This is a genomic window from Streptomyces silaceus, assembly GCF_001419745.1.
Lineage (GTDB): Bacteria > Actinomycetota > Actinomycetes > Streptomycetales > Streptomycetaceae > Streptomyces > Streptomyces silaceus.
In genome coordinates, this window is record NZ_LIRJ01000059.1 from 1 (window position 1) to 23,180 (window position 23,180).

24 protein-coding genes are annotated in these 23,180 nt (G+C 71.3%); 14 read left to right on the top strand and 10 right to left on the bottom strand.

Translation table 11 applies throughout. From position 1 onward, the window contains the following. The first annotated feature begins 211 nt into the window (after window positions 1-211). Together AOK22_RS06690 and AOK22_RS06695 are read left to right on the top strand one after the other, a co-directional pair. A complete protein-coding gene (locus tag AOK22_RS06690; protein WP_055697646.1) occupies window positions 212-1,030 on the top strand; it encodes a helix-turn-helix domain-containing protein in 819 nt (272 codons plus the stop codon). Between the two features lie 113 nt (window positions 1,031-1,143). Beyond that, the gene (locus tag AOK22_RS06695; RefSeq protein WP_063795208.1) at window positions 1,144-1,848 is read left to right on the top strand and encodes an esterase/lipase family protein; all 705 of its coding nucleotides are present in this window, start codon (window positions 1,144-1,146) and stop codon (window positions 1,846-1,848) included. On the opposite strand, the gene AOK22_RS06700 is transcribed toward AOK22_RS06695, so the two are convergent. Both AOK22_RS06700 and AOK22_RS06705 read right to left on the bottom strand, forming a co-directional pair. Continuing rightward, window positions 1,843-2,292 carry a class I SAM-dependent methyltransferase gene (locus AOK22_RS06700; protein WP_055697647.1) on the bottom strand — a complete coding sequence of 150 codons (450 nt, stop codon included), beginning with the start codon at window positions 2,290-2,292 and terminating at the stop codon, window positions 1,843-1,845. The two genes, AOK22_RS06695 and AOK22_RS06700, sit on opposite strands and share 6 nt — an antisense overlap. Window positions 2,293-2,356: 64 nt before the next feature. Next, the gene (locus tag AOK22_RS06705) at window positions 2,357-3,274 is read right to left on the bottom strand and encodes a glutaminase (protein WP_237773384.1); all 918 of its coding nucleotides are present in this window, start codon (window positions 3,272-3,274) and stop codon (window positions 2,357-2,359) included. 314 nt (window positions 3,275-3,588) lie between these two features. On the opposite strand from AOK22_RS06705, the gene AOK22_RS06710 reads away from it, so the two are divergent. The 3 genes from AOK22_RS06710 (at window position 3,589) to AOK22_RS06720 (ending at window position 5,857) form a co-directional block, all read left to right on the top strand. Further along, on the top strand, window positions 3,589-4,161 hold the full coding sequence (locus AOK22_RS06710) for an HPP family protein (RefSeq protein WP_055697649.1): 573 nt from the start codon (window positions 3,589-3,591) through the stop codon (window positions 4,159-4,161). 96 nt (window positions 4,162-4,257) lie between these two features. Beyond that, complete coding sequence (locus AOK22_RS06715) at window positions 4,258-4,551, top strand: DUF6332 family protein (RefSeq protein WP_055697650.1); 294 nt, start codon at window positions 4,258-4,260, stop codon at window positions 4,549-4,551. A gap of 94 nt (window positions 4,552-4,645) precedes the next feature. Next, entirely contained in the window at window positions 4,646-5,857 is a 1,212-nt protein-coding gene (locus AOK22_RS06720) for a low temperature requirement protein A (RefSeq protein ID WP_237773385.1), read from the top strand. Window positions 5,858-5,916: 59 nt separating this feature from the next. Here the strand turns inward: AOK22_RS06720 and AOK22_RS06725 are convergent, their stop codons facing one another. After that, window positions 5,917-6,096 (bottom strand): hypothetical protein, encoded by a 180-nt coding sequence (locus AOK22_RS06725; protein ID WP_055697651.1) that lies wholly within the window; start codon window positions 6,094-6,096, stop codon window positions 5,917-5,919. A 257-nt stretch (window positions 6,097-6,353) separates the two neighbouring features. On the opposite strand from AOK22_RS06725, the gene AOK22_RS06730 reads away from it, so the two are divergent. Further along, entirely contained in the window at window positions 6,354-7,214 is an 861-nt protein-coding gene (locus tag AOK22_RS06730) for a hypothetical protein (protein ID WP_055697652.1), read from the top strand. Beyond that, window positions 7,207-7,941 carry a hypothetical protein gene (locus tag AOK22_RS43965; RefSeq protein WP_063795207.1) on the top strand — a complete coding sequence of 245 codons (735 nt, stop codon included), beginning with the start codon at window positions 7,207-7,209 and terminating at the stop codon, window positions 7,939-7,941. The genes AOK22_RS06730 and AOK22_RS43965 overlap by 8 nt, the downstream gene beginning before the upstream one ends. 60 nt (window positions 7,942-8,001) lie before the next feature. Here AOK22_RS43965 and AOK22_RS06740 read toward each other — a convergent pair whose 3' ends face one another. Further along, window positions 8,002-8,406, bottom strand: a complete 405-nt coding sequence (locus tag AOK22_RS06740) for a MerR family transcriptional regulator (protein WP_055697674.1) — start codon at window positions 8,404-8,406, stop codon at window positions 8,002-8,004. A 338-nt stretch (window positions 8,407-8,744) separates the two neighbouring features. On the opposite strand from AOK22_RS06740, the gene AOK22_RS06745 reads away from it, so the two are divergent. Beyond that, window positions 8,745-10,250, top strand: a complete 1,506-nt coding sequence (locus tag AOK22_RS06745) for a SulP family inorganic anion transporter (protein ID WP_055697675.1) — start codon at window positions 8,745-8,747, stop codon at window positions 10,248-10,250. Window positions 10,251-10,302: 52 nt separating this feature from the next. On the opposite strand, the gene AOK22_RS06750 is transcribed toward AOK22_RS06745, so the two are convergent. Both AOK22_RS06750 and AOK22_RS06755 read right to left on the bottom strand, forming a co-directional pair. After that, window positions 10,303-11,442 carry a UDP-N-acetylmuramate dehydrogenase gene (locus tag AOK22_RS06750; RefSeq protein WP_055697653.1) on the bottom strand — a complete coding sequence of 380 codons (1,140 nt, stop codon included), beginning with the start codon at window positions 11,440-11,442 and terminating at the stop codon, window positions 10,303-10,305. 65 nt (window positions 11,443-11,507) lie between these two features. Then, window positions 11,508-12,815 carry an NsdA family TPR-like regulatory protein gene (locus AOK22_RS06755; RefSeq protein WP_055697654.1) on the bottom strand — a complete coding sequence of 436 codons (1,308 nt, stop codon included), beginning with the start codon at window positions 12,813-12,815 and terminating at the stop codon, window positions 11,508-11,510. A 487-nt stretch (window positions 12,816-13,302) separates the two neighbouring features. Here AOK22_RS06755 and AOK22_RS06760 point away from each other — a divergent pair, with 487 nt between their 5' ends. Further along, window positions 13,303-14,100 carry an AfsR/SARP family transcriptional regulator gene (locus AOK22_RS06760; protein ID WP_055697655.1) on the top strand — a complete coding sequence of 266 codons (798 nt, stop codon included), beginning with the start codon at window positions 13,303-13,305 and terminating at the stop codon, window positions 14,098-14,100. A gap of 18 nt (window positions 14,101-14,118) precedes the next feature. On the opposite strand, the gene AOK22_RS06765 is transcribed toward AOK22_RS06760, so the two are convergent. After that, on the bottom strand, window positions 14,119-14,571 hold the full coding sequence (locus AOK22_RS06765) for a nuclear transport factor 2 family protein (protein ID WP_055697656.1): 453 nt from the start codon (window positions 14,569-14,571) through the stop codon (window positions 14,119-14,121). Window positions 14,572-14,763: 192 nt separating this feature from the next. On the opposite strand from AOK22_RS06765, the gene AOK22_RS06770 reads away from it, so the two are divergent. Together AOK22_RS06770 and AOK22_RS06775 are read left to right on the top strand one after the other, a co-directional pair. Then, window positions 14,764-16,368 (top strand): class I adenylate-forming enzyme family protein, encoded by a 1,605-nt coding sequence (locus AOK22_RS06770; RefSeq protein ID WP_244164705.1) that lies wholly within the window; start codon window positions 14,764-14,766, stop codon window positions 16,366-16,368. Between the two features lie 48 nt (window positions 16,369-16,416). Then, a complete protein-coding gene (locus AOK22_RS06775) occupies window positions 16,417-17,199 on the top strand; it encodes an enoyl-CoA hydratase/isomerase family protein (RefSeq protein WP_055697657.1) in 783 nt (260 codons plus the stop codon). Between the two features lie 82 nt (window positions 17,200-17,281). Here AOK22_RS06775 and AOK22_RS06780 read toward each other — a convergent pair whose 3' ends face one another. From AOK22_RS06780 to AOK22_RS06790, 3 genes are read right to left on the bottom strand one after another with little or no spacing between them, the layout of a single operon-like run. Continuing rightward, on the bottom strand, window positions 17,282-18,484 hold the full coding sequence (locus AOK22_RS06780; RefSeq protein WP_055697658.1) for a thiolase family protein: 1,203 nt from the start codon (window positions 18,482-18,484) through the stop codon (window positions 17,282-17,284). Window positions 18,485-18,494: 10 nt separating this feature from the next. Beyond that, window positions 18,495-19,229, bottom strand: a complete 735-nt coding sequence (locus tag AOK22_RS06785) for a class I SAM-dependent methyltransferase (RefSeq protein ID WP_055697659.1) — start codon at window positions 19,227-19,229, stop codon at window positions 18,495-18,497. A 31-nt stretch (window positions 19,230-19,260) separates the two neighbouring features. Beyond that, entirely contained in the window at window positions 19,261-20,064 is an 804-nt protein-coding gene (locus tag AOK22_RS06790; protein WP_055697660.1) for an SDR family NAD(P)-dependent oxidoreductase, read from the bottom strand. A 207-nt stretch (window positions 20,065-20,271) separates the two neighbouring features. Here AOK22_RS06790 and AOK22_RS06795 point away from each other — a divergent pair, with 207 nt between their 5' ends. The 3 genes from AOK22_RS06795 (at window position 20,272) to AOK22_RS06805 (ending at window position 23,089) form a co-directional block, all read left to right on the top strand. Continuing rightward, complete coding sequence (locus AOK22_RS06795) at window positions 20,272-21,543, top strand: beta-ketoacyl-[acyl-carrier-protein] synthase family protein (protein WP_055697661.1); 1,272 nt, start codon at window positions 20,272-20,274, stop codon at window positions 21,541-21,543. Further along, window positions 21,540-22,763, top strand: a complete 1,224-nt coding sequence (locus AOK22_RS06800) for a ketosynthase chain-length factor (protein WP_055697662.1) — start codon at window positions 21,540-21,542, stop codon at window positions 22,761-22,763. Before AOK22_RS06795 ends, AOK22_RS06800 begins: the two co-directional genes overlap by 4 nt. Before the next feature lie 62 nt (window positions 22,764-22,825). After that, window positions 22,826-23,089 carry an acyl carrier protein gene (locus tag AOK22_RS06805; protein WP_055697663.1) on the top strand — a complete coding sequence of 88 codons (264 nt, stop codon included), beginning with the start codon at window positions 22,826-22,828 and terminating at the stop codon, window positions 23,087-23,089. The last annotated feature ends 91 nt before the right edge of the window (window positions 23,090-23,180 follow it).

The following is a 23,180-nucleotide window of genomic DNA, read 5'->3' on the forward strand; positions in this document are numbered from 1 at the left end:
GTGTGCTGCGGGGTGCGGCGGCCCCCGCCGCACCCCGCAGCACACGCCGTCGATCCAGCCCGCTCATCGGTGTCCTCCTCGTCCTTCCTCCACTGGTCATCCGCACGAGAGACTGCCGGGCAACAACGGTGCGCCGCTTGTACGTTCTTGCTCATCGCGCATCACCGAGGGCAAGGCGGCGAACCAGTCACTCGGCCCGGAGGGGGCGGACATGCCGGTGGACCGCCGGACCCTGCTGCGCACCGACGACCTCCTCCTGGCCGACGTCCTGTGCGGCGGCGCGCCGCGCGGCTGGACACCGGTCCGCCCCGCGACGGTCTTCGGCCTGGTGATGGTGCGTCGCGGCCTGGTGCGCGGGCGGGTCCAGGGGGTGGAGCAGGTCCTCGACCCGGCCAGCGTGTACGTGGAACGCCTCGGCGGAGAGCAGCAGTTCGCGCATCCGTGCGGGGACGACGTCTACACGGAGATCGTGCTGTCCGAGCCGCGGGTCGCCGCTCTGCTGGGCGGTGACCCGGCCGTCCCCGAGGGGCTGGTGTTCACCACGCCCGAACTCGCCCTGTCCCACCGCCTGTTGCTCGCCCGCGCGCGGACGGGGGCCGACGCCTTCGAGCTGTCCGAACGCACCACCGCGGTCGCCGCCCGCATCCTCGCCCAGCTGGCCCCGTCCCGCGTCGCGAGCGGTCTCCCCCGGGCGGCCAAGGCCCGGCGGCTGGTCGACGACGCCCGCGCCGCGCTCGGTACCGGTACCGGTACCACCCAGAGCCTCGACTCCCTCGCGCTCGCCGTCGGCTGCTCGCCGCACCACCTCAGCCGCGTCTTCCGTACGGAGACCGGCACGACCCTCACCCGCTACCGCAACCGGCTCCGCCTCGCCCGCGCCCTGGACCGCCTCGCCGAGGGCGAACGCGACCTGGCCCGCCTCGCCCACGACCTGGGCTTCAGCGACCAGTCCCACCTGACCCACACTCTCCGCCACGCGACCGGCCACCCTCCGGGGCGCCTGCGCGCGCTGCTGCGGGACCCGCGCTAGTTGCCGCCCCACCACCTCTGTTCTTCTGCCGCCTCCGCCCTCACAATCACCTCCGTACCCGCGCGAAACCCCAGTGTCGTAGCGCCGTGCCGGATGAGGTGACCGCCGTGTCGATGGCCGCAACAACCCGTGCCCGTGTGGGCGCGCGACTGCTCGTGTCCCTGCTCGTGGCGGCGATGACGACGCTCGTCGCGCCCACCCCGTCGGCCGCGGCCCCACGCGCCGCGCACACCCCGGTCGTCTTCGTGCACGGCTACAACGCCGACCCGGGCGTGTGGGGTTCGCTGCGCGCGGACATGAAGGCCGCCGGCTACACCGACGACGAGCTCTTCTCCTGGGGCTACGACACCGACGAGTCGGTGAACGAGACGCTCTCCGGACAGCTCGCCACGTACGTCGCCGAGGTACGCGCCCGCACCGGCGCGGACCGCGTCGATCTGGTGGCGCACTCCTTCGGCAGCCTGGTCACGCGCTGGTACGTGAAGTTCGGCGGTGGCGCGCCCTTCGTCTCGCACTTGGCCTCTATCGCCGGGCCCAACCACGGCACCGCGACGGCCTGGGCGTGTGCGGCCTGGTCCCAGGGGTGCCGTGACATGACACCCGGCTCGTACGTCGCCAAGCAGCTGGCCGCGGGCGACGAGACGCCGGGCTCGGTGTCCTACGCGACGTGGTGGTCGAACTGCGACGAGGTCATCAACCCGGACAACAGCGTCCCGCTCACCGGCGCGACGAACCATCCGGCGGGCTGTGTCGCCCACAACGACCTGCTGACGGACGACGGAGTGTCCCGGGGAGTGCGGAGCTTCCTGGCCTCATGACCCGCTCGCCCGCCCGACCGTCTCCCGGGCCAGCTCGCGCAGTGGGTCTCCCCCGTCGACGAACACACGTCCTGTCGGCGTGAGAGCGGCGGCGAGACGGGCCAGGACGCGGCGGCCCGCTTCCGGGTGCCGGCCGTCGAGCGCGCCGACCCGGAACGCGAAGACGAGGTCGAAGGGGCCCTCGCCGGGCTCGGGGACGAAGTCCTCGGCGGCGCACTGCCGCACGGTCAGCCGCCCGGACGCGATCTCCGCCGCGCAGGTCCGGCACGCCTGCTCCACTGCCGTGGCGGACCGGTCGATCGCCAGGACGTGCCCGGTGACCAGCCGCGCGGCGACGGCCCGCGCGGCGGCTCCGGGACCGCACCCGATCTCCAGGACCCGCAGGTGCGGCTCCAACGGCAGGGCGTCGACGGCTGCGGCGAGGCGCGGTGAGAGCGGTGCCATGGGCCGACGAGAGGCGCCCCGCCCAGGCGTCCGGGAGGCGACGACACGGGGAGCGGCGCGCGCCTCAGAAGATCGAGAGGCCCGTGTGCGTCGTGAAGCGGTCCAGCGCCGCGACGCCCGCCACCGAGTTGCCGCGCTGGTCGAGGCCGGGGCTCCAGACGCAGATCGTGCAGTGGCCGGGGACGACCGCGATGATGCCGCCACCCACGCCGCTCTTGCCGGGCAGCCCCACGCGGTGGGCGAAGTCGCCGGCCGCGTCGTAGGTTCCGCACGTCAGCATCACCGCGTTGACCTGCTTGGCGCGGCTGCGGGTGAGCAGCGTGGAGCCGTCGGCCCGTATCCCGTGGCGGGCCAGGAACCCGGCGGCCAGCGCGAGATCGGCGCAGGACGCGGCGACGGAGCACTGACGGATGTACTGGTCAAGGAGTTCGGGCACCGGGTTGGAGATGTTGCCGTACGACGCCATGAAGTGGGCGAGCGCGGCGTTCCGGTCACCGTGGGCGGCCTCGGAGGCGGCGATCTCCTGGTCGAAGGTGAGGCCCGGATTGCCGGACTCGGCGCGCAGGAAGTCGCGCAGCGCCCCGGAGGCGTCGCCGGTCAGGGTGTGGAGCCGGTCGGTGACGACGAGCGCGCCGGCGTTGATGAACGGATTGCGCGGGATGCCGTGCTCGTACTCCAGCTGCACCAGGGAGTTGAAGGGGTTGCCCGAGGGCTCGCGGCCCACGTGCTCCCAGAGTTCGTCGTCCTCCAGGGAGAGCGCGAGGGCGAGCGTGAAGACCTTGGTGATGGACTGGGTGGAGAAGGGGTGCTGCCAGTCGCCGACGCCGTACACCGTGCCGTCGAGTTCCGCGACGGCCATCGCGAAGCGGTTCGGGTCCGCGGAGGCGAGTGCGGGGATGTAGTCGGCGGGGCGGCCGCGCCCCGGCGTGGCCGCGATCTCGGTGGCGATGCGGTCCAGGACCGGCTGGAAGGTGGTGGACACGCTGACTCGCTTTGACTTCGTACGGTGATGCTTGTGCCACACCCTAACGCCCTGTCGGAGCGGCTCGGCGGCACCGGGGAACGGCGTCGCTCCCGTGTCCGCCGTCAGCCCCGTGTCAGCGACCTCGGGGACCCTGAGCTGCGATGACACGACAGCGATTCGTAAGATCGGGGAGAGAGTACGCGGACATCCCGACCCAGGACGGCCGCCGGTACGCGAGCGCCTTGCCAACAGCGGGGACGCCGTACCGACTCCTGCCCTCCTGCCACCGCCGTCCGGGTCTCCCGGCGGCCCCGTACCGGAACACCTCTGTCTTGAGCACCGACGAAGCCATCGAGGCGCCGCTGGCGCCTGTCCGCACCCGCCCGCGCCCCCGGCCCCGGGCCCGGGTCCTCAGCCGTCTCGCGGGGAGTGCGCCCGCTCCGCCGCGGCCGAGCACGATCCTGCACAACGCCGGTGTCGCCACCGCCGTGCTGCTGGCTCTCGTCGCCATCGGCTCACTGATCCACGAGCCCGTCCTGATACCGCCGCTGGCCGCGTCCGCCGCGATCATCTACGGCGTGCCCCAGCTCCCGCTGGCCCAGCCGCGCAGCGTGATCGCGGGTCACCTGCTGTGCGCCGCCGTCGGATTCGGCGTCCTCGCCGCCCTGGGCAGTTCGTCCTGGGCGGCCGCGCTGGCCGCCGGGATCGGGCTGGCCGTGATGACCGTCGCGCGCACCGCGCACTCGCCGGCGGCGGCGACATCCGTCGTCATCGTGCTGCACTCGCCCGATCCCGCGACGTTCGTCCCTCTGCTCGTGGGGTCCGCGGCCCTGCTGGTCCTCGGCGGCTGCGCCTCCGCGTACGCGCGGCGGGGCGCGGCGCGTTATCCCGTGTACTGGTGGTGAGGCATCCCGTCCACCGGTGGTGAGGCGCCGCCTCGGGCGCGGGGCAGGAGGACGGAACCAGCAGACCCGTCCGCACAGAGATGCGATCATTCGATCATGACGACACGACGGCGCAGCCAGGCCGAGCGGGACGAGATCACGGTGGAGATCGGATACGCGCTCTTCAGCGCCTCCTTCCTTGCCCTGGTCGTCTTCGGAGCGGTCGCCGGGCCCGTCGCCGTGTGGTCCCTGCCGCCCGCCGTCGACAAGGTGCTGCTCGTGGCGGGAGCCTCGCTGGCCGGGGTTCTCGCGGTAGTCCGTGTCGTGCACGTGCTCTGGCGATTCACGGGACGGCAGCGGCGCGAGTCCTTCGCGGCTCCCGGCGAGCTGCCGGGCAGGCCTGCCCGCTGACGCCTCCCCCGCGCACCGCGCGGGCTGCGAGCCGGCCCGATGTGGGTGAACCTGAAGAGGTTCCCTGCTGATCGGGAGAAGGGCCGGCGCGGTGATGGACGAAGTCCCTGGCAACGAGGTGGGGCACGGTCATCGGGCGGGCGTGCTGGCGCGGATGCGGGCACGGCGGCGGGACGAGGAGCATCGGGCGGCCACTCCGCTGGAGCTCTTCTTCGACCTGTGTTTCGTCGTGGCGGTCGCCCAGGCGGGTGCGCGGCTGGTGCACGCCGTGGCCGAGGGCGACCCGGGGCACGGGGTCGCGGGCTATCTGCTCGTGTTCTTCGCGATCTGGTGGGCCTGGGTGAACTTCACCTGGTTCGCCTCCGCGTACGACTGCGACGACGTGCCGTACCGGCTGGCCACGCTGGTCCAGATCGCCGGTGTGCTGGTGCTCGCCGCCGGGGTCCCGCGCGCGTTCGACCAGGCCGACTACACGGTCGCGATCATCGGCTACCTGATCATGCGCGTGGCGCTCACGCTCCAGTGGCTGCGGGCGGCCCGCGGGGAGACCGGCGCCGCGCGGCAGGCGGCGCTGCGGTACGCGGCCGGCCTCGTCGTCGTGCAGATCGGCTGGGTGGTGCTGCTCCTCCTGCCGGACGCCGCCTGGAAGTGGGGCCTCGTGCCGCTCGTCCTCGCCGAGCTGGCGGTGCCCGCCTTCGCGGAGCGGGTGCACGAGACGCCCTGGCACCCGCACCACATCGCCGAGCGGTACGGACTGTTCACGATCATCATGCTCGGGGAGACCATCGCCGCCGCCACCGTGGCGGTCCAGTCGGCCCTGGACGAGTCCGCGGTCCTCGACGAACTCCTGCCGATCGCGGCCGGCGGGCTGCTCATCGTCTTCGCGGCGTTCTGGATCTACTTCGCCACCCCGATCCACGAGTACCTGGCCTCGGACCGGCAGGCGTTCCTGTGGGGGTACGGCCACTACGTGATCTTCGGCTCGGCGGCGGCGATCGGCGCGGGCATCGAGGTCGCCGTCGAACAGGTCACCCACCACGCCCACATCTCGACGCTCGCCGCGTCCTTCGCGGTGACCGCGCCCAGCGCGCTCTACATGATCACGGTGTGGCTGGTGCACACCCGTCACTTCAAGCGCGGCACCGCGCAGCACCTCGTGCTGCCAGCCGGCGCCGCGCTGATCCTGGCGGCCACGTTCGCGGGCCACTGGGCGGTCCCGCTGGCGGGACTCGCGGCGGCGTGCACCGTGGGTGTCGGGGTGTACCTGGTGTCGCGGAGTACGCGGGAGGAGTCGTACGGACGGTGACCGCCCGTCTTCGCACGGCCTCGAATCCTTCGGTCGACGGTGCGCCCGCGACGGCCCGTTCACCCGATGAGTCCGCGCAACGTCGGCACGCTCACCGCTCCTGCGGTGAGCCCCGCGAGGACCGCGCCCGCCGCCGTAGCGCCCGAGAGGAACGTGAGTCCTCCGACGACGAGGCCGATGACCACGGCCATCAGGAGTACGACGGCGCTGTGCACCGTCAAGAAGGGGCCTGAACTCACGTGACTCTTCTCCTGGTTGTCTCGACGTCGCTTCGAGGTCGCTTCGAGGGTCGTGATGCCCCGCTCATACGTCGTCGGCGGCCGCCCACCCCACGGCCCACGCCCCTATCCCAGCCGCCCGCTCCGGTCGCGAAGAAATCCGGAATCCACCCGTGGGGTCCCCGTGCGCGCCGAACGTACAAGGGGACATGCGCGCGAGCGAGAGCGCCGGAACCGGGCGCCGCCGGACATCGGGATCGCGCGCGGAGGGGACGGCCATGCGGGGTGAGGATGAGACCACGGGCGGGGCGTCCGCGGCCGCGCACACCTCACGACCACCCCGCTCCGAACCCGGTGAACGGCACGCGGCCCAGCTCGGCGCGCCCGTCTCGTCGGGGGCGCTGGACGCGATGGACGCCCGGCACGGTCGGGAAGCCCGGCGTTTCCAGGAAGACGTCGAACGGTGCGCAGCCGACCAGGAGTTGGTACGTGTGCTGCGCGCGGACGGCTTCACCGGGCCCCGTTACGCACGCTTCGAGGAGGAACTCGCCCGATACGGCATCTCCGTGCTGCGCGGCTGGCTGCACTCCGGATTCGTGTTCACGCTCGTCGCCGCCCGGGGATTCGGCCTCAGCCCACGGGAGGGGGAGCTGGCGGAACTGGCCCGGGACAGTGACCTGCGGGAGGAGCTGGCGTCGATGACCGTGGCCCGCACCCTGCCCCGCTTCCGCCGCCAGGCGCTGGTGGAGGGCGGCTGGCGTCCCGACGGGGGCGCCGGGATCGCCACGTACTTCATGGGCGCGTGCGCGTACGAATTCCCCAACGAGTACCGGCGTCACCGGGGCGACGAGGAGCGGTGGCGCCGCGGCATGGACCGGGCCGAGGCCACGGCCGAGCCGGTCGCGGTGGCCGGCGTCGCTGCCGAGGTCCTCGGCAGGCTGCGGGTCCTGGAGGACCTCACCGACATCGACGACCCGCGCATGCGGGCGGCCGTCGCGCTGACCCTCGACGGCTATGCGCAGGACGAGATCCGGCAGATCCTCGGCGCGCCGTCCGTACGCGCCATCGAGGGGCTGCTCTACCGGTGGCGGGCGAGAGCCAGGCGCGGCGAACGGGGAAAGGGGGAGCGTCATGGGTGACCGGGACGAGACATTCGACGCGCTGCTGGCGCGGTCGTCCCTCGGCACCGAGGGCGCCGGACGGCTGCGGGAGCGCACCCCGCCGGGCACGGCTCGCGCGGTCCGAAGGGTCGCGGAGCTGCGCGACCGCATCACACGCCAGGGGACGGGCAGGGACGAGCGCAGGGAAGCGGTGCGCGAGCTGCGCGCGCTGCTCCTGAGTCTTGGTGTCGGAGCTCAGGTCTTCGTGCCCGCTCTCACGGCCCCCGAGAATGTGACGCCGCGCCGCGAGGACGATCCGACACCGCAGCTCCCGGACGAGGCCGGCGCGGAGGCACCCGGTGCCCCCGTGCTCTGGCACGTCACCCTGACCGTGGCAGGCCCCGCGCTGGCGACGGCGGACGTCCGTCGCGCCCTGCAACGGCTCGCCGACGTCCACCCCTTCGCTCTCACGGCCCGGTACGCCGCCGACCACGCCGAGCTGCGCTACTGGGAGGAGGCACACGATCTGCGGGGCGCGAGCGCGACGGCACTGCGGCTCTGGCAGGAGCACGGGATGTCCGCGGAACTGGCCGGATGGGCCGTCGTCGGATTCGAGATCATCGACCGCACCACCTACCACCAGCGCACGGCCTCGGGCACCTCCGTCCATCGCCCCGAGGCCGGCGGCTACCCGAAGGAGTCCGCCGGTTCGCGCACCGGGCAGGACATGCTGCGCGAACGCCGCGGGCGTCGGCCCGGTTCGTGAGGACGGCGCTGCCCGGCCGGGGCGATGGGTCACTCCCCCAGGGCGGTCAGGGCCGGGGAACTACGCGTCGTCCGCCCCAAGGGAATCGAACCGTTCGAGCCGCTCCCGCAGCGTGCCCGCGAACTCCTCCGCCCGGGCCAGTTGGGTCCGCAGATTGACCACGCGCTCCTGTGCGGCGTCCTCGAAGGCGCGTACCCGCTCCAGCAGTTGTCGGCGCTCCGCATCCGGCACGTCCTCCCCCGAGTCGAGGACGTCCGTCGCAGCGAGCAGTTCCCGCATCTCCTCCAGGGTGAAGCCCAGCGGCTTCATCCGGCGGATCACCATCAGGCGGGCCACGTCCGCCTCGGTGTAGAGGCGGAAGCCGCCCTGGGAACGGGCGGAGGGGACGACCAGTCCGCTCTCCTCGTAGTGACGGATGGTGCGCAGGGAGAGTTCGGTGCGCGCGGCGACCTCGCCGATCTGCATGTGCTTGTCGTCCACGCCCCTGGCCTGGCCCTTCTCGTCCTCGCGGGCCGGTGTCCGCACGACCCGTCGAACTCTACCCTTACGTTAGGGTAGAGTTGTTCCTGTTCGGGTGCCCCGCGGGCTCCCTCCTTTGGCACGCCCGGCCCATGACCGCAGCGAATCACCGATTCTTGCAGGAGAGGAGCGTGCACGAGACCATGACGCCCGAGGCAGCCGACTGTCCGCCGTGACGCGAGAAGCCATCCTGCGCCTCCGCGTCCACTCCGGCGCCCCGGCACACCCCGGAGCGCTCCCCCGCACGACAGGTCTTGGCTCTTTTGTCTCCCTCCGCCTCTTCTCTGCCTCCCTCCGCCGCTTCGCCCACCGCGCGACTGCGCGGTCTGCGCCCGGACTGGCTGTCCGATCCGCGCGTCTGGCGCACCGAGATCCTCGGTGGGCTCGTGGTCGCGATCGCGCTCATCCCCGAGGCGATCTCGTTCTCGATCATCGCCGGGGTGGACCCGGCGATCGGTCTGTTCGCGTCGTTCACGATGGCCGTCACGATCGCGGTCGTCGGCGGCCGGCCCGCGATGATCTCCGCGGCGACGGGTGCGGTCGCCCTGGTCATCGCGCCGCTCAACCGCGAACACGGCCTTGGCCACCTCGTTGCGGCGGTCATCCTCGCCGGTGTCTTCCAGATCGTCATGGGCGCCCTCGGCGTGGCCACGTTGATGCGGTTCGTGCCGCGCGGCGTCATGGTCGGTTTCGTCAACTCGCTGGCCGTCCTGATCTTCATGGCGCAGGTGCCGGAGATGCGGGACGTGCCGTGGCTCGTATATCCCCTGATCGCGGGCGGGCTGGCCCTGATGGTGCTCCTCCCCCGGGTCACCAAGGTGGTCCCGGCCCCGCTCGTCTCGATCGTCGCCCTGACCGCGCTGACGATCGCGGCCGGCATCGCCGTGCCGACCGTGGGCGACAAGGGCGACCTGCCGTCGTCACTGCCCGCGCCGGGCCTCCCGGACGTGCCGTTCACCATGGAGACGCTCACCACCGTCGCGCCGTACGCGCTCGCCATGGCGCTGGTCGGCCTCATGGAGTCCCTGATGACCGCGAAGCTCGTCGACGACATCACCGACACCCACTCCTCCAAGACCCGCGAGTCCATCGGCCAGGGCATCGCCAACATCGTCACGGGCTTCTTCGGCGGCATGGGCGGCTGCGCCATGATCGGCCAGACGATGATCAACGTACGGGTCTCCGGGGCGCGGACCCGCCTGTCCACCTTCCTCGCGGGCGCGTTCCTGATGGTGCTGTGCATCGCCTTCGGCCCGGTCGTCTCCGACATCCCGATGGCCGCGCTGGTCGCGGTGATGGTGATGGTGTCGGTCGCGACCTTCGACTGGCACTCCGTGGCCCCCGCCACGCTGCGCCGCATGCCCACGGGCGAGATCGCCGTGATGGCGATCACCGTCGCCGTCGTGATCGCCACCCACAACCTGGCCATCGGCGTGGTCGTCGGCACCATCACCGCCATGGTCGTCTTCGCCAAGCGGGTCGCCCGTCTCACCCACGTCACCGCGGTCACCGACCCCGACGGCACCGAAGTCGTCTACTCCGTCACGGGAGAACTCTTCTTCGCCTCCTCCAACGATCTCGTCGGCCAATTCAGTTACGCCACCGACCCGGACAAGGTCGTCATCGACCTGAGCGCTGCCCATATTTGGGACGCTTCCTCCGTCGCGGCACTGGACGCCATCGAGAACAAGTACGCAGAGCGCGCAAAGAAGGTCCGCATCATCGGCCTCAACGACCCGAGTGCCCGCATCCACGAGAAGCTGAGCGGGGAACTCAGCGGCAGTCATTGACGCACTCGTTCTTTGCCACAGCAATTTTCTGTATACGTTGCGGTACCGAAAGTCATCCCTTGATTCTCAAGGTCACCGAGCCGTCATGCGAGGCGTCCGAGAAGGGAAGAGAAGCCTCCTTACCCGCCGAGTGCTGCTCCCAGTCACCGAGGTAGTCGATCTCGGCGGTGAGCTGAACTCCCGTGTGGCGGTGGACTCGTCTGCGGACGATCTCCACGGCCGCCGCGAAACCGGCGGCCGTGGCGCTCCCCACAGGCTCCTCCGCGACCAGGGTGTAGTGCAGGGAGGACACCCGCACCCCCGGCGCGACGGGACGCCCCGGGCCGAACCCCGCCTCCCGGATGAGCCAGCTCGCGCTGACCCGGGTCGAGCCGTCGGGGAAGCTGTTCACCGGCGCGTTGCGTGCGCGCAGTTCCGTGGCCCGGGCCGGGGAGATCGCCGGGCTGAGGAAGACACTGCCCACCGAGCGTTCGCCAGGGTGCGCGCACTCCAGCAGCATCCCCTTGCCGCGGCGGACCGCGTGCACCGCGCGGGCGGCCTCGGCCAGCGGGACACGCGCGCCGAGATCCACGTCGAGTTCCGCGGCGACCTGCCGGTATCCGATCGGTGCGCTCAGCGCGGAGCGCCGCAGGGCGAAGACCAGGCTGAGTACGGTCCAGCGCCTGGTTCCCTTGAACCTGCTCGTGCGATGCCCCAGTCCGCACGCGGCCGCCGGGATCGTGACCCGTCGGCGGGCCTGCCAGTCCCACGCCCGCACCGCGACGAGCGTGTCGGAGACCTCCTGGCCGTACGCGCCGACGTTCTGGATCGGCGTGGCACCCACCGTGCCCGGGATTCCGGTGAGCATCTCCATGCCGGTGAGCCCCTCACCGACGGTGGTCGCGACCAGATCGGACAGGGAGTGCCCGGCCTGCACCTCGAGCAGCACCCTTTCCTCGCCGGACCGGTCGCGGCGACGTATGCCGTGCGTGGCCATGCGCAGCACCGGCGCGGAGCAACCGTCGTCGTGCACGAGGGCGTTGCTGCCCGCGCCGAGACTCACCGGTGGCCTTCCTCGCTCCGCGCCCGCCTCGACGAACGCGACGAACTCGGTGAAGTCCCCGGGATCGGTCAGTTCGACCAGCGTCGCGGCCGGTCCGCCGAGGCCCAGGGTCGTCAGCGGGGCGAGCGGTGCGTCATGGGTGACGTGCATGCGGTCGAGTGCTCCTTGTCTGCCGAGTACACCGGATTTCCCCGCGGCCTTCAGGGGCCGAGGGCTCAGCTCGCGCAGCGCAGACCGCTCGGCCCGAGCACGTACTCCATGCGCTCGAGGATTTGGCGCGCCGACGCGCTGTCCTGATGGAGCAGCAGGCGTCGGCGCAGCCCCGAGAGTCGCACCCTCGCCCGGAGCGAGGTGAGGTTCTCGGCCAGGTCCAGTGCGGCCATCACCGCCTCGGCGGCCCCGTCGAGCTCGTCGCGCGCGAGCCGCGCGTCGGCCAGCGACGCCGAGTGGAGCAGGCGGTTGCGCGGCTGGGTCCCGCCGAGCATCTCCAGTCCGCATTGGAGGTGCCACTCCGCGCGGTCGGGCCGGCCCAGCTCGAGCCAGGCGCGCCCCGCGTCGGCCACCATGACGGCCGGTGTCAGCCAGTACGCCCAGGGCATGCCGTCGTCCCCGCCGCCCTGGCTGAGTTCCGCCGCCTGTTCGAGGTGGTGCTGACAGCTCGTCTGGTCGCCGACGGCCGCGTGGGCGCGCGCCTCGCGGGTGGCGAGCAGCGCCTGCCGGATGCCCGCGGGGGCACCGGCCGTTCCTTTGCGGGCCATGCGGATCAGGCGGAGCGCGTCGTGGCCCTGGCCGGACCACAGGGCGCGGTAGCTCATGCAGGACACGATGTACGCGCCCAGCTCACGGTCGCCCGCGCTCCGGGCCGCCCGCAGCGCCTCCAGGAAGTGCCGCCGGCTGTCCGCTTCGAGGCCCACGTCCGCGGCCAGCCAGCCCGCGAGCTGGCCGAGTTCGGCGATCGCCCCGTGCAGGCGTACGCCGACTCCCGCGTCGTACGCGTACTCTCCGGCGAGCCTCTGCGCCCAGCGGAGGTCCTGGACGGTCCAGTCCAACACCACCCGGCCGCCCCGGTCGTCGTCCATCCGGCGAAGCTGGCGGATGCGGGTGGACAACATCTCGACGTCCACGGGCGAGAGTTCCTCCCCGTGGGTCCGCAGGGGAGCGGTGACCTCGTCGGCCACCAGCCAGTCGACCGCGCCCGACACCAGGGCCTCGCCCGTGACGGACGGCTCCCGCGGACGGCCGCCGGGTCGTGGGGAGGGCGCCGGTCCCGCGGCGCGCGATCCCGAGGAGAAGTGCCGGGGCCAGAGCGCCTCCACCGAGATGCCCTCGCTCAGGCGCGCCGAGAGGATTCTCGCGACGACGTGGGGGAGTTGGCGCCGGGGACACGAGCCGCGCAGCCAGTTGTACGGCGCCTTCTCGCTGATCGTCCCCGGCCCGCACACATGGTTGATCTCGCGGGCGAGCCGCTCCGGCGACCAGCCCAGGCGGGACAGGCAAGCGGCTAAAACCGACGCATCTCTCATCGTCTGGCAACCTTGACCTCAGCAATGCTCGACGGAACATCGGCAGGTGAAGAAGGCGGCGCTCAGGCGGGGCGCGCGAGCCATCGCAGACAACCTCCCCATGATGGATGAACTGCCCATGAATAATTTCTGCAAATCTGTGATCAGAGACACATGAGCACTACATGTGATGTCTTATCCGGGGGATTTGTCGGCATGGCCCCCGGGTCCTCCCTCCGATCCGATTCTCTGCCCCCGAACGCCTCGGGAGCAACCGACTCCTGAGGTCGCCGAGAGCGGCCAGCTTTCCCGATGTGTTGTTGAATCAAACGTGAGTTGACCGAACTGACCATGCTCACCCAACTGACGCAGCTGACTCCCGGGACGGCTTTCTCGCACGATGAGCGCTGTGCTGAAGTTGTTCACGCACGGGCACTCACCGAGCGTCCCACGCCGGAAGATCCCCATTGACTGTCAGGCCGATTCGGCCGATCGCATGAGGAGTTCCATGGAAGTCGAAGTACTCGGACACGTGTCACTGTCGGCCGGCGGGAAGCGGGTCACCCCCAGCGCCGCGAAGACCAAGCAGGTCCTGACCCTTCTGCTGGTCAACGCGAACCACTTGGTCACCGTTCCCACCCTCATCGAGGAACTCTGGGACGAACGGCCGCCGGCCACCGCCCTGAGCACGCTGCAGACGTATGTGTTCCAGCTGCGCAGGCTCCTCGCCCACTTGCTGCCCGAGGAGTGCCCCAAGGACATCCTGACGACCACGCCGAACGGCTACGCGATCCATGTGCGGCCCGACGCTCTGGACCTGCACCGCTACGAGATCCTCGTGAGCGATGGCCGGCGGGCGTTCTCGGCGGGCGACCACGAGTCCGCCGTCGAGCACTTGCGCGCCGCCGAGCGGCTCTTCCAAGGGCCCGCGCTGGCGGACATCCGCCCCGGGCGCCACCTGGAAGCCGAGATCGTCCGTCTGGAAGCGGCGCGGCTCAGCGCGCTGGAGACCCGCATCGAGGCGGAGCTGGCCCTCGGACGCCACCATGAACTCCTCGGCGAACTGCACGGCCTCGCCTCACAGCACACCCAGCACGAGAGCTTCCACCGCCAGCTCATGCTCGCCCTCTACCGGTGCGGCCAGCGTCCGGGCGCGCTCAACACCTTCAACCGGCTGCGCCGCAGGCTCGTCGAGGACCTGGGGCTCGAACCCTCCGGGGAGCTCCAGCGGTTGCAGCGAGCGATCCTCGCCGCCGCCCCGGAGCTCTCCCGTACGGGCCGGTTTCAGCTGTCCTGGACGCCCTGACGCCCCAGGCCCCTCGTGTCAGTCCTTGGGGAGGTCGTCCCGGTGGACCTGGCGGTGCTTGATGAGAAGGCGTCCGCCCTCGCGCACGAAGGTGTCCACGCAGGTGCAGAAGAGCTCCAGTTCGGACGCGCCACCCTTCGGGGTGGTGACGAGCTGGGCGTAGGACCGGGCGACGACGGTGCCGTCCGGGGCCTCCTCGACGTGCAGGGTGCTCAGGCAGTGCCGCCTCAGCACGCCGTCGGCCAGCAGCTTGCGCGCGGCCGCCTCGGCTCCCGCCTCGATCTCGGCCCGGCCGACGTGCGGCCCCGGACGTGCGTTGGTCCGGGACACCGCGTCCTCGGTGAAGTCATGTGTCCAGTCGGCCACACGGCACTCGTCCATGGCCCGCATATGACGCCCGTAGAACTGCAGGATCTCCACGTACAGCGCGAGGGATTCCATTCCGTTGGGCAGGCTCTCGACCGTTGTCATGCTTTCTCGTCCTCCCGGCGAATTCCACTCCCGAACCTTCCCGCAGAGGCTGGCACCCCTCGGTCCAGCGGCGGTAAAGGGAGGATCTCGCGGGCATTCGAGGCTCCCTTGCTCCGCCTTCGACCGCGCCGTGGTGCAGTGCAGCCGAAAGTCCGCTGCACATCAGGCAGTCGAGGCGACGGAGGCATTTTCGTGAACCTTTCCCATGCCGAGGGCGCGGTGCTGTTCGACCCCGCGCGCGCCGGTTCACGGCCGCGGTGGAGAACGATCGGCGAACTGCTCAGGGACGCGGCCGGGCGTTATGACGACTGGGAATTCCTCCGCTTTCCAGAGGGGTCCCTCAGCTTCGCCGAGGCGGACGCGTACGTGAGCCGACTGGCCCGGGTGCTGCGGGCGCACGGCGTGGGTCGCGGCGACCGGGTCGCCCTGATGATGGGGAACGTGCCCGAATGGCCGCTGAGCTGGCTCGCCGTCACCAGAGCGGGGGCTGTCGCGGTCCCCGTCAACGCGCGGTGCGGTCCAGCAGATCTCGCGTACGTCCTCAAGGACTCCGGGAGTGTTCTCGCCCTTGCCTCCCAAGAGTGCGTGGCGCTCGTCCGGAAGGTCGCCGGCGACGTCGATTCCCTCCGGGAAGTGCATGCGCTGGACGATCTGGCCGAGGAGCTGGCGGATTCCTCTCCCCTCGATCCGGAAATTCCGGTGGCACCGTCGGACATCGCAAACTTCCAGTACACCTCGGGAACCACGGGGTTCCCCAAGGCGTGCATGCTCTCCCAAGACTATTGGCTCAGAACAGCGTGGTTGATGGCGGTCGGCGCCGAACTCCACGCGGACGACGTCGTACTGACGGCGCAGGCGTTCTCCTACATGGATCCGCAATGGAATGCGGTGATGTGTCTCATGGGTGGCGTTCCCCTGGTGGTGCTGCCCAGATTCTCGGCATCCGGTTTCTGGGATTCGGTGCGGGAACACGGCGCGACCCTGACCTACGTACTGGGAACGATGCCTCTGTTGATGTTCAAACAGCCCCGGAGCGCGGGCGACAGGGACCACTCGATGCGGCTCGTGCTCTGCTCGGGCATCGCCCCCGCGCGGCATCGCGCCTTCGAGGAGCGCTGGGGCGCACCATGGCGGGAGGTCTACGGCTCGACCGAGAGCGGGCTCGACCTGATCGTCGCGCCGGGCGCCGTCGAGACAGTGGGCAGCGGAGCCATGGGGCATCCGCCCAAGGGCAAGGACGTCCTCGTCGTCGACCGGCGGGGGGCCGTGCTTCCGGTCGGGGAGACAGGGGAGATCGTCGTCCGCGGGGAGCCGATGATGGACGGCTACTGGAACCATCCCGAGACCACCGCGCAGGCCTTCAGGGGCGGCTGGTATCACACGGGAGACCTCGGCCACCGCGACGTCGCGGGCCGCGTCCATCACGCGGGCCGCCTCAAGGACATGATCCGCCGGGGCGGCGAGAACATCTCGTGCGCCGAGGTGGAGAGTGTGCTGGAGGGCCACGCGGCCGTCCTGGCGGCAGCCGTCGTCGCCATTCCTGACGAGCTGTTCGAGGAACTGCCGAAGGCATTCGTGCAGTTGCGCCCCGGGCACTCCCCCGGGACCGACGTGGCCCGCAGCGTACTCGGACACGCCCGTCGGCTGCTGGCGCGGTTCAAGGTGCCGGCGTATCTGGAGTTCGTCGACTCGTTCCCACTGACGCCTTCGGCCCGGATCCAGAAGCGCAGGCTCGTGGAACCCGAGAGGGACCAGCGCGCGGGGTCGTTCGACGCGGCGCGCGACGCGTGGGCATGACCCGGCGCATCAGCGAGGAATCACACCAGCAGAAATGAGGAGTTCACCATGGGCGCCTGGACGTCCCGATCCGGCCACATCGACGTCTCCGTACGTGACGAGGTCGCTGTCATCACCCTCGACCGACCGGACCGGCTCAACGCACTGACCGCGACCATGCGTCGTGAACTGGCCGCGGTACTGCGCCACTTCGGGGACGGTGCTCTCGCCCGGGGCATCGTCCTGACGGGCACCGGCCGGGCCTTCTGCGCCGGGGAAGACCTGCGCGAGGCCGCCTCGACCGCCGCGAACGGCCTGGTCGCCGAGGCCGAGCTGTTCCATGACATCACCCGTGCGGCGTTGGGGACTCGCGTGCCGACCCTCGCCGCCCTCAACGGCATCGCCGTCGGCGGCGCCGGCGAGTTGACGCTGTGCTTCGACGCCCGCATCGGCACCCCGGACGCCGGCTACTTCTTCCCGGAGAACGACATCGGTCTGACCGTCACCAACGCGGCGAGCGTCCTGCTGCCGCGACTGGTCGGCGTCGGCCCGGCGCTGGAGCTCGTCCTGGGGAGCGCCAGGCTCAACGCTCGACAGGCGCTGGACATGGGGCTCCTGGACGGGATCGTGGACCCGGCAGCCGACCTCGTCCCGGCCGCGATCAGGCGTATCCACCGATGGAACCGCCCCGGCGCGGCGACCGCCGAGCACCTCGCCCTTCTCCGCCCGCGGCGCGACGCCGTCGAGGCCGCCATGGCCCGCGAGTCCGAAGCCGTGCGGCGGACCGAGGAGATCGGCAGCGCGCGAGCGGGCATCGATCGCTTCCTGTCCCGGCGGCGCGCCAGGCATTGAGCGCACCGACCTGCCCTACGAAGCAGGGTCGTTGGCCACCAGGAGAGCGGCCAACGACCCTGCCTGTCGTTCTCGGTCTCCGTCAGTCGGTCACCTCGACGACCAGGGCGGCGGCGGTGTCACCGGCCGCGCACCCCGCGAACAGACCGACACCCCCGCCGCGCATCCGCAGTTCCTCGACCAGCTCCGCCAGGGAGCGCATGCCGGTCGGCCCCTGCGGGTGGCCGAAGACGAGACTGCAGCCGTACGCGTTCATCGACTCCAGGCGCACCCCCGTCTCCCGCGCGAAGTACAGGTCGTTGACCGCGAAGGGGTTGTGCGTGGTGACGGCGGCGACGGACCCGATGTCCAGGTCCGCCGCCTTGAGCGCGGCCCGCGCCGCCGGCACCAGGGCCTGTGGCATGTGCACGGGAGCCACGCGGGCGAATCCGACGGCCAGGAGACGTACGCGGCCCCGTCCGCCCGACAGCTCACCGGCCCGCGCGGCCGTCGTCACCAGAGCGCCCGCCGCCCCGTCCGCCGGATGGGTCTGCGAGGCCGCGGTGTGGGCCCCGCCCGGCCGGACCGTGGGGAGGCGCCCCGCGCGTACGGGCTCCACCGCGCGCACCCCTTCGTCGGCCGTCAGGAGGACCGGCCCGCCGTCGCCTTGCGGAAGGACGACGTCGATCATGTACCGGCGCTGGAAGGCACGGTCGTCGGCCAGCGACCGCTCGTACTGCTGGGAGCGCAGCACGGCGAGCGCGTCGGTGTCGCCACGCGTGAAGCCGCCCTCCGCCGCCACGTTCTCCGCCGTGGCCAGCATGTCCTCACCGGTGCAGGGATCGCGCGCGAAGCTGTCCCGTACCCAGTCCTCGTGGACCGGGGCACGGTCGGGCGCCGACGGGTTCGGCCAGTCCAGTTTCGGCCCGTTGCTCGTGCGGTCCGTCACCACCACCAGCTGCGGGCCCGCGCCGCTCTCCACCAAGCCCGCGGCCTGGTGCAGCGCAGCCACCGACGTCGCGCAGGCCTGGCTGATCATGGGGCCGGTGACCGCGGGCATGCCGAGCCGAGTGGCGAGCGTCGGTCCGCCGTAGAAGATGGCGGGCTGCGGCACCGTCCACCCGAGCACCAGGCCGTCCACCTCACCGCGGTCGACGTGCCGTTCGTCCAGTGCCCGGTCCGTGACGGCCACGGCGACGTCGAGGCTCGAGCACCCCGCGAGTGTGCCGCCCCACCGCGCGAACGGCGACGACCAGATCCCGCCCAGCGGGAGCGCCGCGTCCCGGTAGGTCACACCGAAAGCCATGCGTCCCGCCTCAGCTGTCGAGGGTCCGCGGCGCGCGGTCACCCGGGTCGATGGCCTGGCCCTTGGCAGCCTTCGCCGCGAACAGCGCGACACTGCCCCGGACCTCGATCCAGTGCCAGTCGAAGTAGCGCTCCAGCGCGTCGTGCAGCATCGGCACGCTGTCCGTTTCGTTGTGGAAGGAACCCTGGCGCTGGTACAGCCTGTTGAAGGCGTCCGAGACCGGCGTGTGGTGCACGCCCCGGCTCAGCACGGTGCTGCCGAACAGCACCCCGCCGGGCGCCAGGACCTGCCGGAGGTGCCTGAACACCAACTGCTTGCCCTCGGGAGGATTCGGTACGCAGTGCAGCACGTAGTTGAACGCGATGGAGTCGAACCCCGGGCCGCCGAGGTCCGGGAGCGGTTCGAGGACGTCGGCGCGCACGGTACGCGGGGCGAAGCGGCGCAGGCGGTGGGCCACGAACCGCAGCGGGTCGGGGTTGAGGTCGAGCAGGGTGATGTCGGGTGCCGCCGTCGGAAACCGGCAGTGGTCGAGGTAGTAGCCCGATCCGGGGCCCACCTCCAGGTGGGACGAGCTGACCCAGGAGTTGTAGTGGCCCACGAGGCGGGCCTTGGGGCAGCGCCACAGCAGCCGGTTCGACGCCTTCACCACCACGGCGTCGTAGAGCTTGAGGCGCCTTTCCTCGTAGTAGGGCTGTCCGTCTGTCTCCTCCGGGGAGGAGGCCGATTCCGGTACCTGCACGGTCATGGATGCGTACCCCTTGAGACGGTCGTTGTGGTCAGTAACTGCCGAGCCCGCCGCAGACGTTGAGCGCCTGTGCCGTCACCGAGGCCGCCTGCGGCCCGACCAGGTACCGCACCATCGCGGCGACCTCCTCGGGAGTCGTGTACCGGCCGAGCGGGATCTTCGCCTCGAAGTCGGCGAGGACCTGCTCCTCGCTCACGTCGTTGAGCTGGGCGTAGCTCCTGCGGATGTCCTGCGCCATCGGCGTCTCGACATAGCCGGGGCACACCGCGTTCACCGTGGGCCCGGTGGCCGCGTACTCCTTGGCCAGTGCCTTGGTGAAGCCGATGACGCCGGCCTTGGAGGCGGAGTAGGGGGCGCCGAACGGCACGCCCTGTTTGCCGCCCGTGGAGGCGATGTTGATGATGCGTCCGGTGGACCGCCGGATCGGCTCGCTGGCGCCCACGACCGCGCGGGTCACCCAGAAGACGCTGTTGAGGTTCGTCTCGATGACGTCGAGCCAGAGGTCGTCGGAGAGCTCGGCGGTCACTCCCCCGCCGCCGCGGCCCGCGTTGTTGACCAGGACGCGCGGCGCGCCGTGGTCGCGCACCAGTTCCTTGACCATGGTCTGCACGGCCTCGCGGTCACGGACGTCGCAGGTGTACCCGTCGACGTCGAAGGCGTCGTCCTCCGCGCGCAGCGAGGACAACGCGAGGTGGAGGCGGCCCGCGTCGCGGCCCACGATGATCACTTTGTAGCCGTCCGTCACCAGGGCGTGGGCGATCGCGAAGCCGATCCCGCTCGTGCCGCCGGTGACCAAGGCGATGTCCTGGGGACTGCTCCCCGCTGTCGTAGGCATCAGGACCCTTCTTCCGGAGCTCTGTGCTGCGTGGCAGCCTGCTCGGCCCCGCGATGGTTCGCCCGGGGCCGAGACCGAGGGTCGTGGCCGGCGATGCAGTGGCGGTCCAGCGGCGCTCGTGCCGCCCGCAAGCCCTCCTGGCTCGTTGCTCTCGCCCGGATTCCGCCTGGACCGCGGCTCTACCGCCGCCCGGCAGGGTCTCGAACCGTGAGCCGACAAGTAGTCATTACGGGCCTGAGTGTCCTCGCCCCTGGCTCGACGGACACCACGGGCTTCTGGGAGATGATCACGGCGGGCCGGAGTGCGATCCGCAGAATCACTGCGTTCGACCCCGCGGCCTTCCGTTCACAAGTGGCCGGTGAGATCGATTTCGACCCGCTGGCGTCCGGTTTCCGCCGCAGAGAGGTGCGGCGGCTGGACCGGGCGAGCCTGTTCTCGGTCGCGTGCGCCAGGCGCGCGGCCGCCGAGGCGGGCATCCGGGCCGGGGACGGCGTCGATCCGGGCCGATTGGGGGTGAGCGTCGGAACGGCGGTGGGCTCCGCCACCAGCATCGAGCGGGAGTACGTGGTGCTCTCCGACGAGGGCAAGGAGTGGCTCGTCGACGAGGCGTACGCGTCGCCGCACCTGTTCGACTACTTCGTGCCGGGTTCGATGGCGCGGGAGACGGCCTGGGCCGTGGGGGCCGAGGGGCCCGTCTCGATCGTGTCGGCGGGCTGCACCTCCGGCATCGACGCCATCGGGCACGCCTTCCACCTCATCCAGGAGGGCAGTACGGACGTCATGCTGGCAGGGGCCACGGACGCCCCGATCACGCCGATCGCCGTGTCGTGCTTCGACGCCATCAAGGCGACGACGCGGCGCAACGACGACCCCGCGCACGCGCCCCGGCCCTTCGACCGCACCCGGGACGGGTTCGCGATCGCGGAGGGCGCGGCGATGCTCGTCCTGGAGGAGCGCGAGCGGGCCGAGCGCAGGGGCGCGGACATCTACGGCGAGATCACGGGCTACGCCTCGCACTCGAACGCGTACCACATGACCGGTCTGACACCGCACGGCACGGAGATGTCACGCGCGATCGACACGGTCCTCGCCGAGGCCCGCACGAACGCGACGGCGGTCGACTACGTCAACGCGCACGGTTCGGGCACCAAGCAGAACGACCTGCACGAGACCGGCGCCATCAAGAAGAGCCTCGGCGCACACGCGTACGAGATCCCGGTCAGCTCGATCAAGTCGATGATCGGGCACTCGCTGGGCGCGATCGGGGCGATCGAGGTGGCCACGTGCGCGCTGGCGATGCGGCACGGCGCCGTGCCGCCCACGGCGAACCTGCACGAGACCGACCCCGAGTGCGATCTGGACTACGTCCCCCTGGAGGCACGGGACATGGAGCTCGACACCGTGCTCACCGTGGGCAGCGGATTCGGCGGATTCCAGAGCGCGATGCTCCTGGAGAAACGGCCTGGGAGGCAGCGATGACCGTGGACACCGTCGTGACCGGCCTCGGAGTGGTCGCTCCCAACGGCCTCGGCGTCGACGACTTCTGGAAGGCGACTCTCGACGGCGCCTGCGCCATCACCGCGTCGGAGGACTACGACGCCGGTGGCTACTCTGCCCGTCTCGCGGGCCGGATCAGCGGATTCACGGCACGCGAGCACCTGCCCGCGCGCCTGCTGCCGCAGACCGACCGCGTGACGCGCCTCGCCCTGGTCGCCGCGGACTGGGCGCTGTCCGACGCCGAGGTGACGATGGCGGAGCTGGACGAGTTCGCCTGCGGCGTCGTCACGTCCAACGCGACGGGCGGGTTCGAGTTCTCGCACCGCGAGATGCAGAAGCTGTGGACGCTCGGGCCCGAGCACGTCAGCGTCTACCAGTGCTTCGCCTGGTTCTACGCCGTCAACACCGGGCAGATCTCCATCCGCCACACGATGCGCGGCCCCGGGGGCGTCGTCGTCGCCGAGCAGGCGGGCGGACTCGACGCCATCGGCCATGCGCGCCGCCTCATCCGGCGCGGCCGCGGTCAGCTCATGCTGACCGGTGGCGTCGAGTCGTCGTTCGACCCGTGGGGCTGGGTGTCGCACCTGGCGTCCGGCACGGTCAGCGAGGCCTCGAACAGCGCGGACGCGTACCTTCCGTTCGCCTCGCGCGCCAACGGCTACGTCCCCGGCGAGGGCGGCGCGATCCTCACCCTCGAGGACGCGGACGCCGCTCGCCGGCGGACGGACCGATCCCCGTACGGCCGGATCACCGGCTACGCGGCCACCTTCGACCCGCCGCCGGGCTCCGGCCGGCCCCGCGGCCTGCGGCGGGTGGCGGAGTCCGCGCTCGCGGACGCCGGTCTGCGGCCCGACCAGATCGACCTGGTCGTCGCCGACGCGGCCGGTGTGCCCGGGCTCGACGCCGAGGAAGCGGCCGTGCTGCGCGCGGTGTTCGGCCCCCGGGGCGTGCCGGTCTGCGCGCCGAAGTCGATGGTGGGCCGTCTGATGGCCGGCGGCGGTCCGCTGGACGTGGTGTACGCCCTGCTCGCCCTGCGGGACGACGTCGTTCCCGCGGCCGTGCATGTCGACCGTGCCGCGGACTCCTACGACATGGACCTGGTCGTGGGCGAGCCACGCGCGTGCGCGATCTCCTCGGTCCTCGTGCTCGCTCGCGGGCACGGCGGATTCAACTCGGCCCTGGTGGTCCAGGGCATGCCCTGATCCCCCCCCTCCCCCAGGCGGTGTCGCGCCCGTGCGATCCGCCCCGAACAGGAAGGCCTCAGATGCTGACGCTCGAAGACCTGCGCCGGATCCTCGCGGAATGCGCCGGAGAGGATCCGCAGGAGCTCTCCGACGAGGACATCAGCGACCGTCCCTTCGAGGAACTCGGGTACGACTCCTTGGTGCTGCTGGAGACCTCGGCACAGCTCAAGCACCGGCACGGCATCGACATCCCGGAGGACGTGGTTCGTGAGCTGAAGACGGCGCGCGCCATCCTGGAGTACGCCAACGCCCCGGCAGGATCGTCCGCCGGCAGCGCGGACTGATCCCGGCATGGACACTGATCCCGGCAGGGCGACCGGTCCCGGCAGCGCAACCGATCTCGGCACGGGACCGGAATCCTCGGAACCGCAGCCC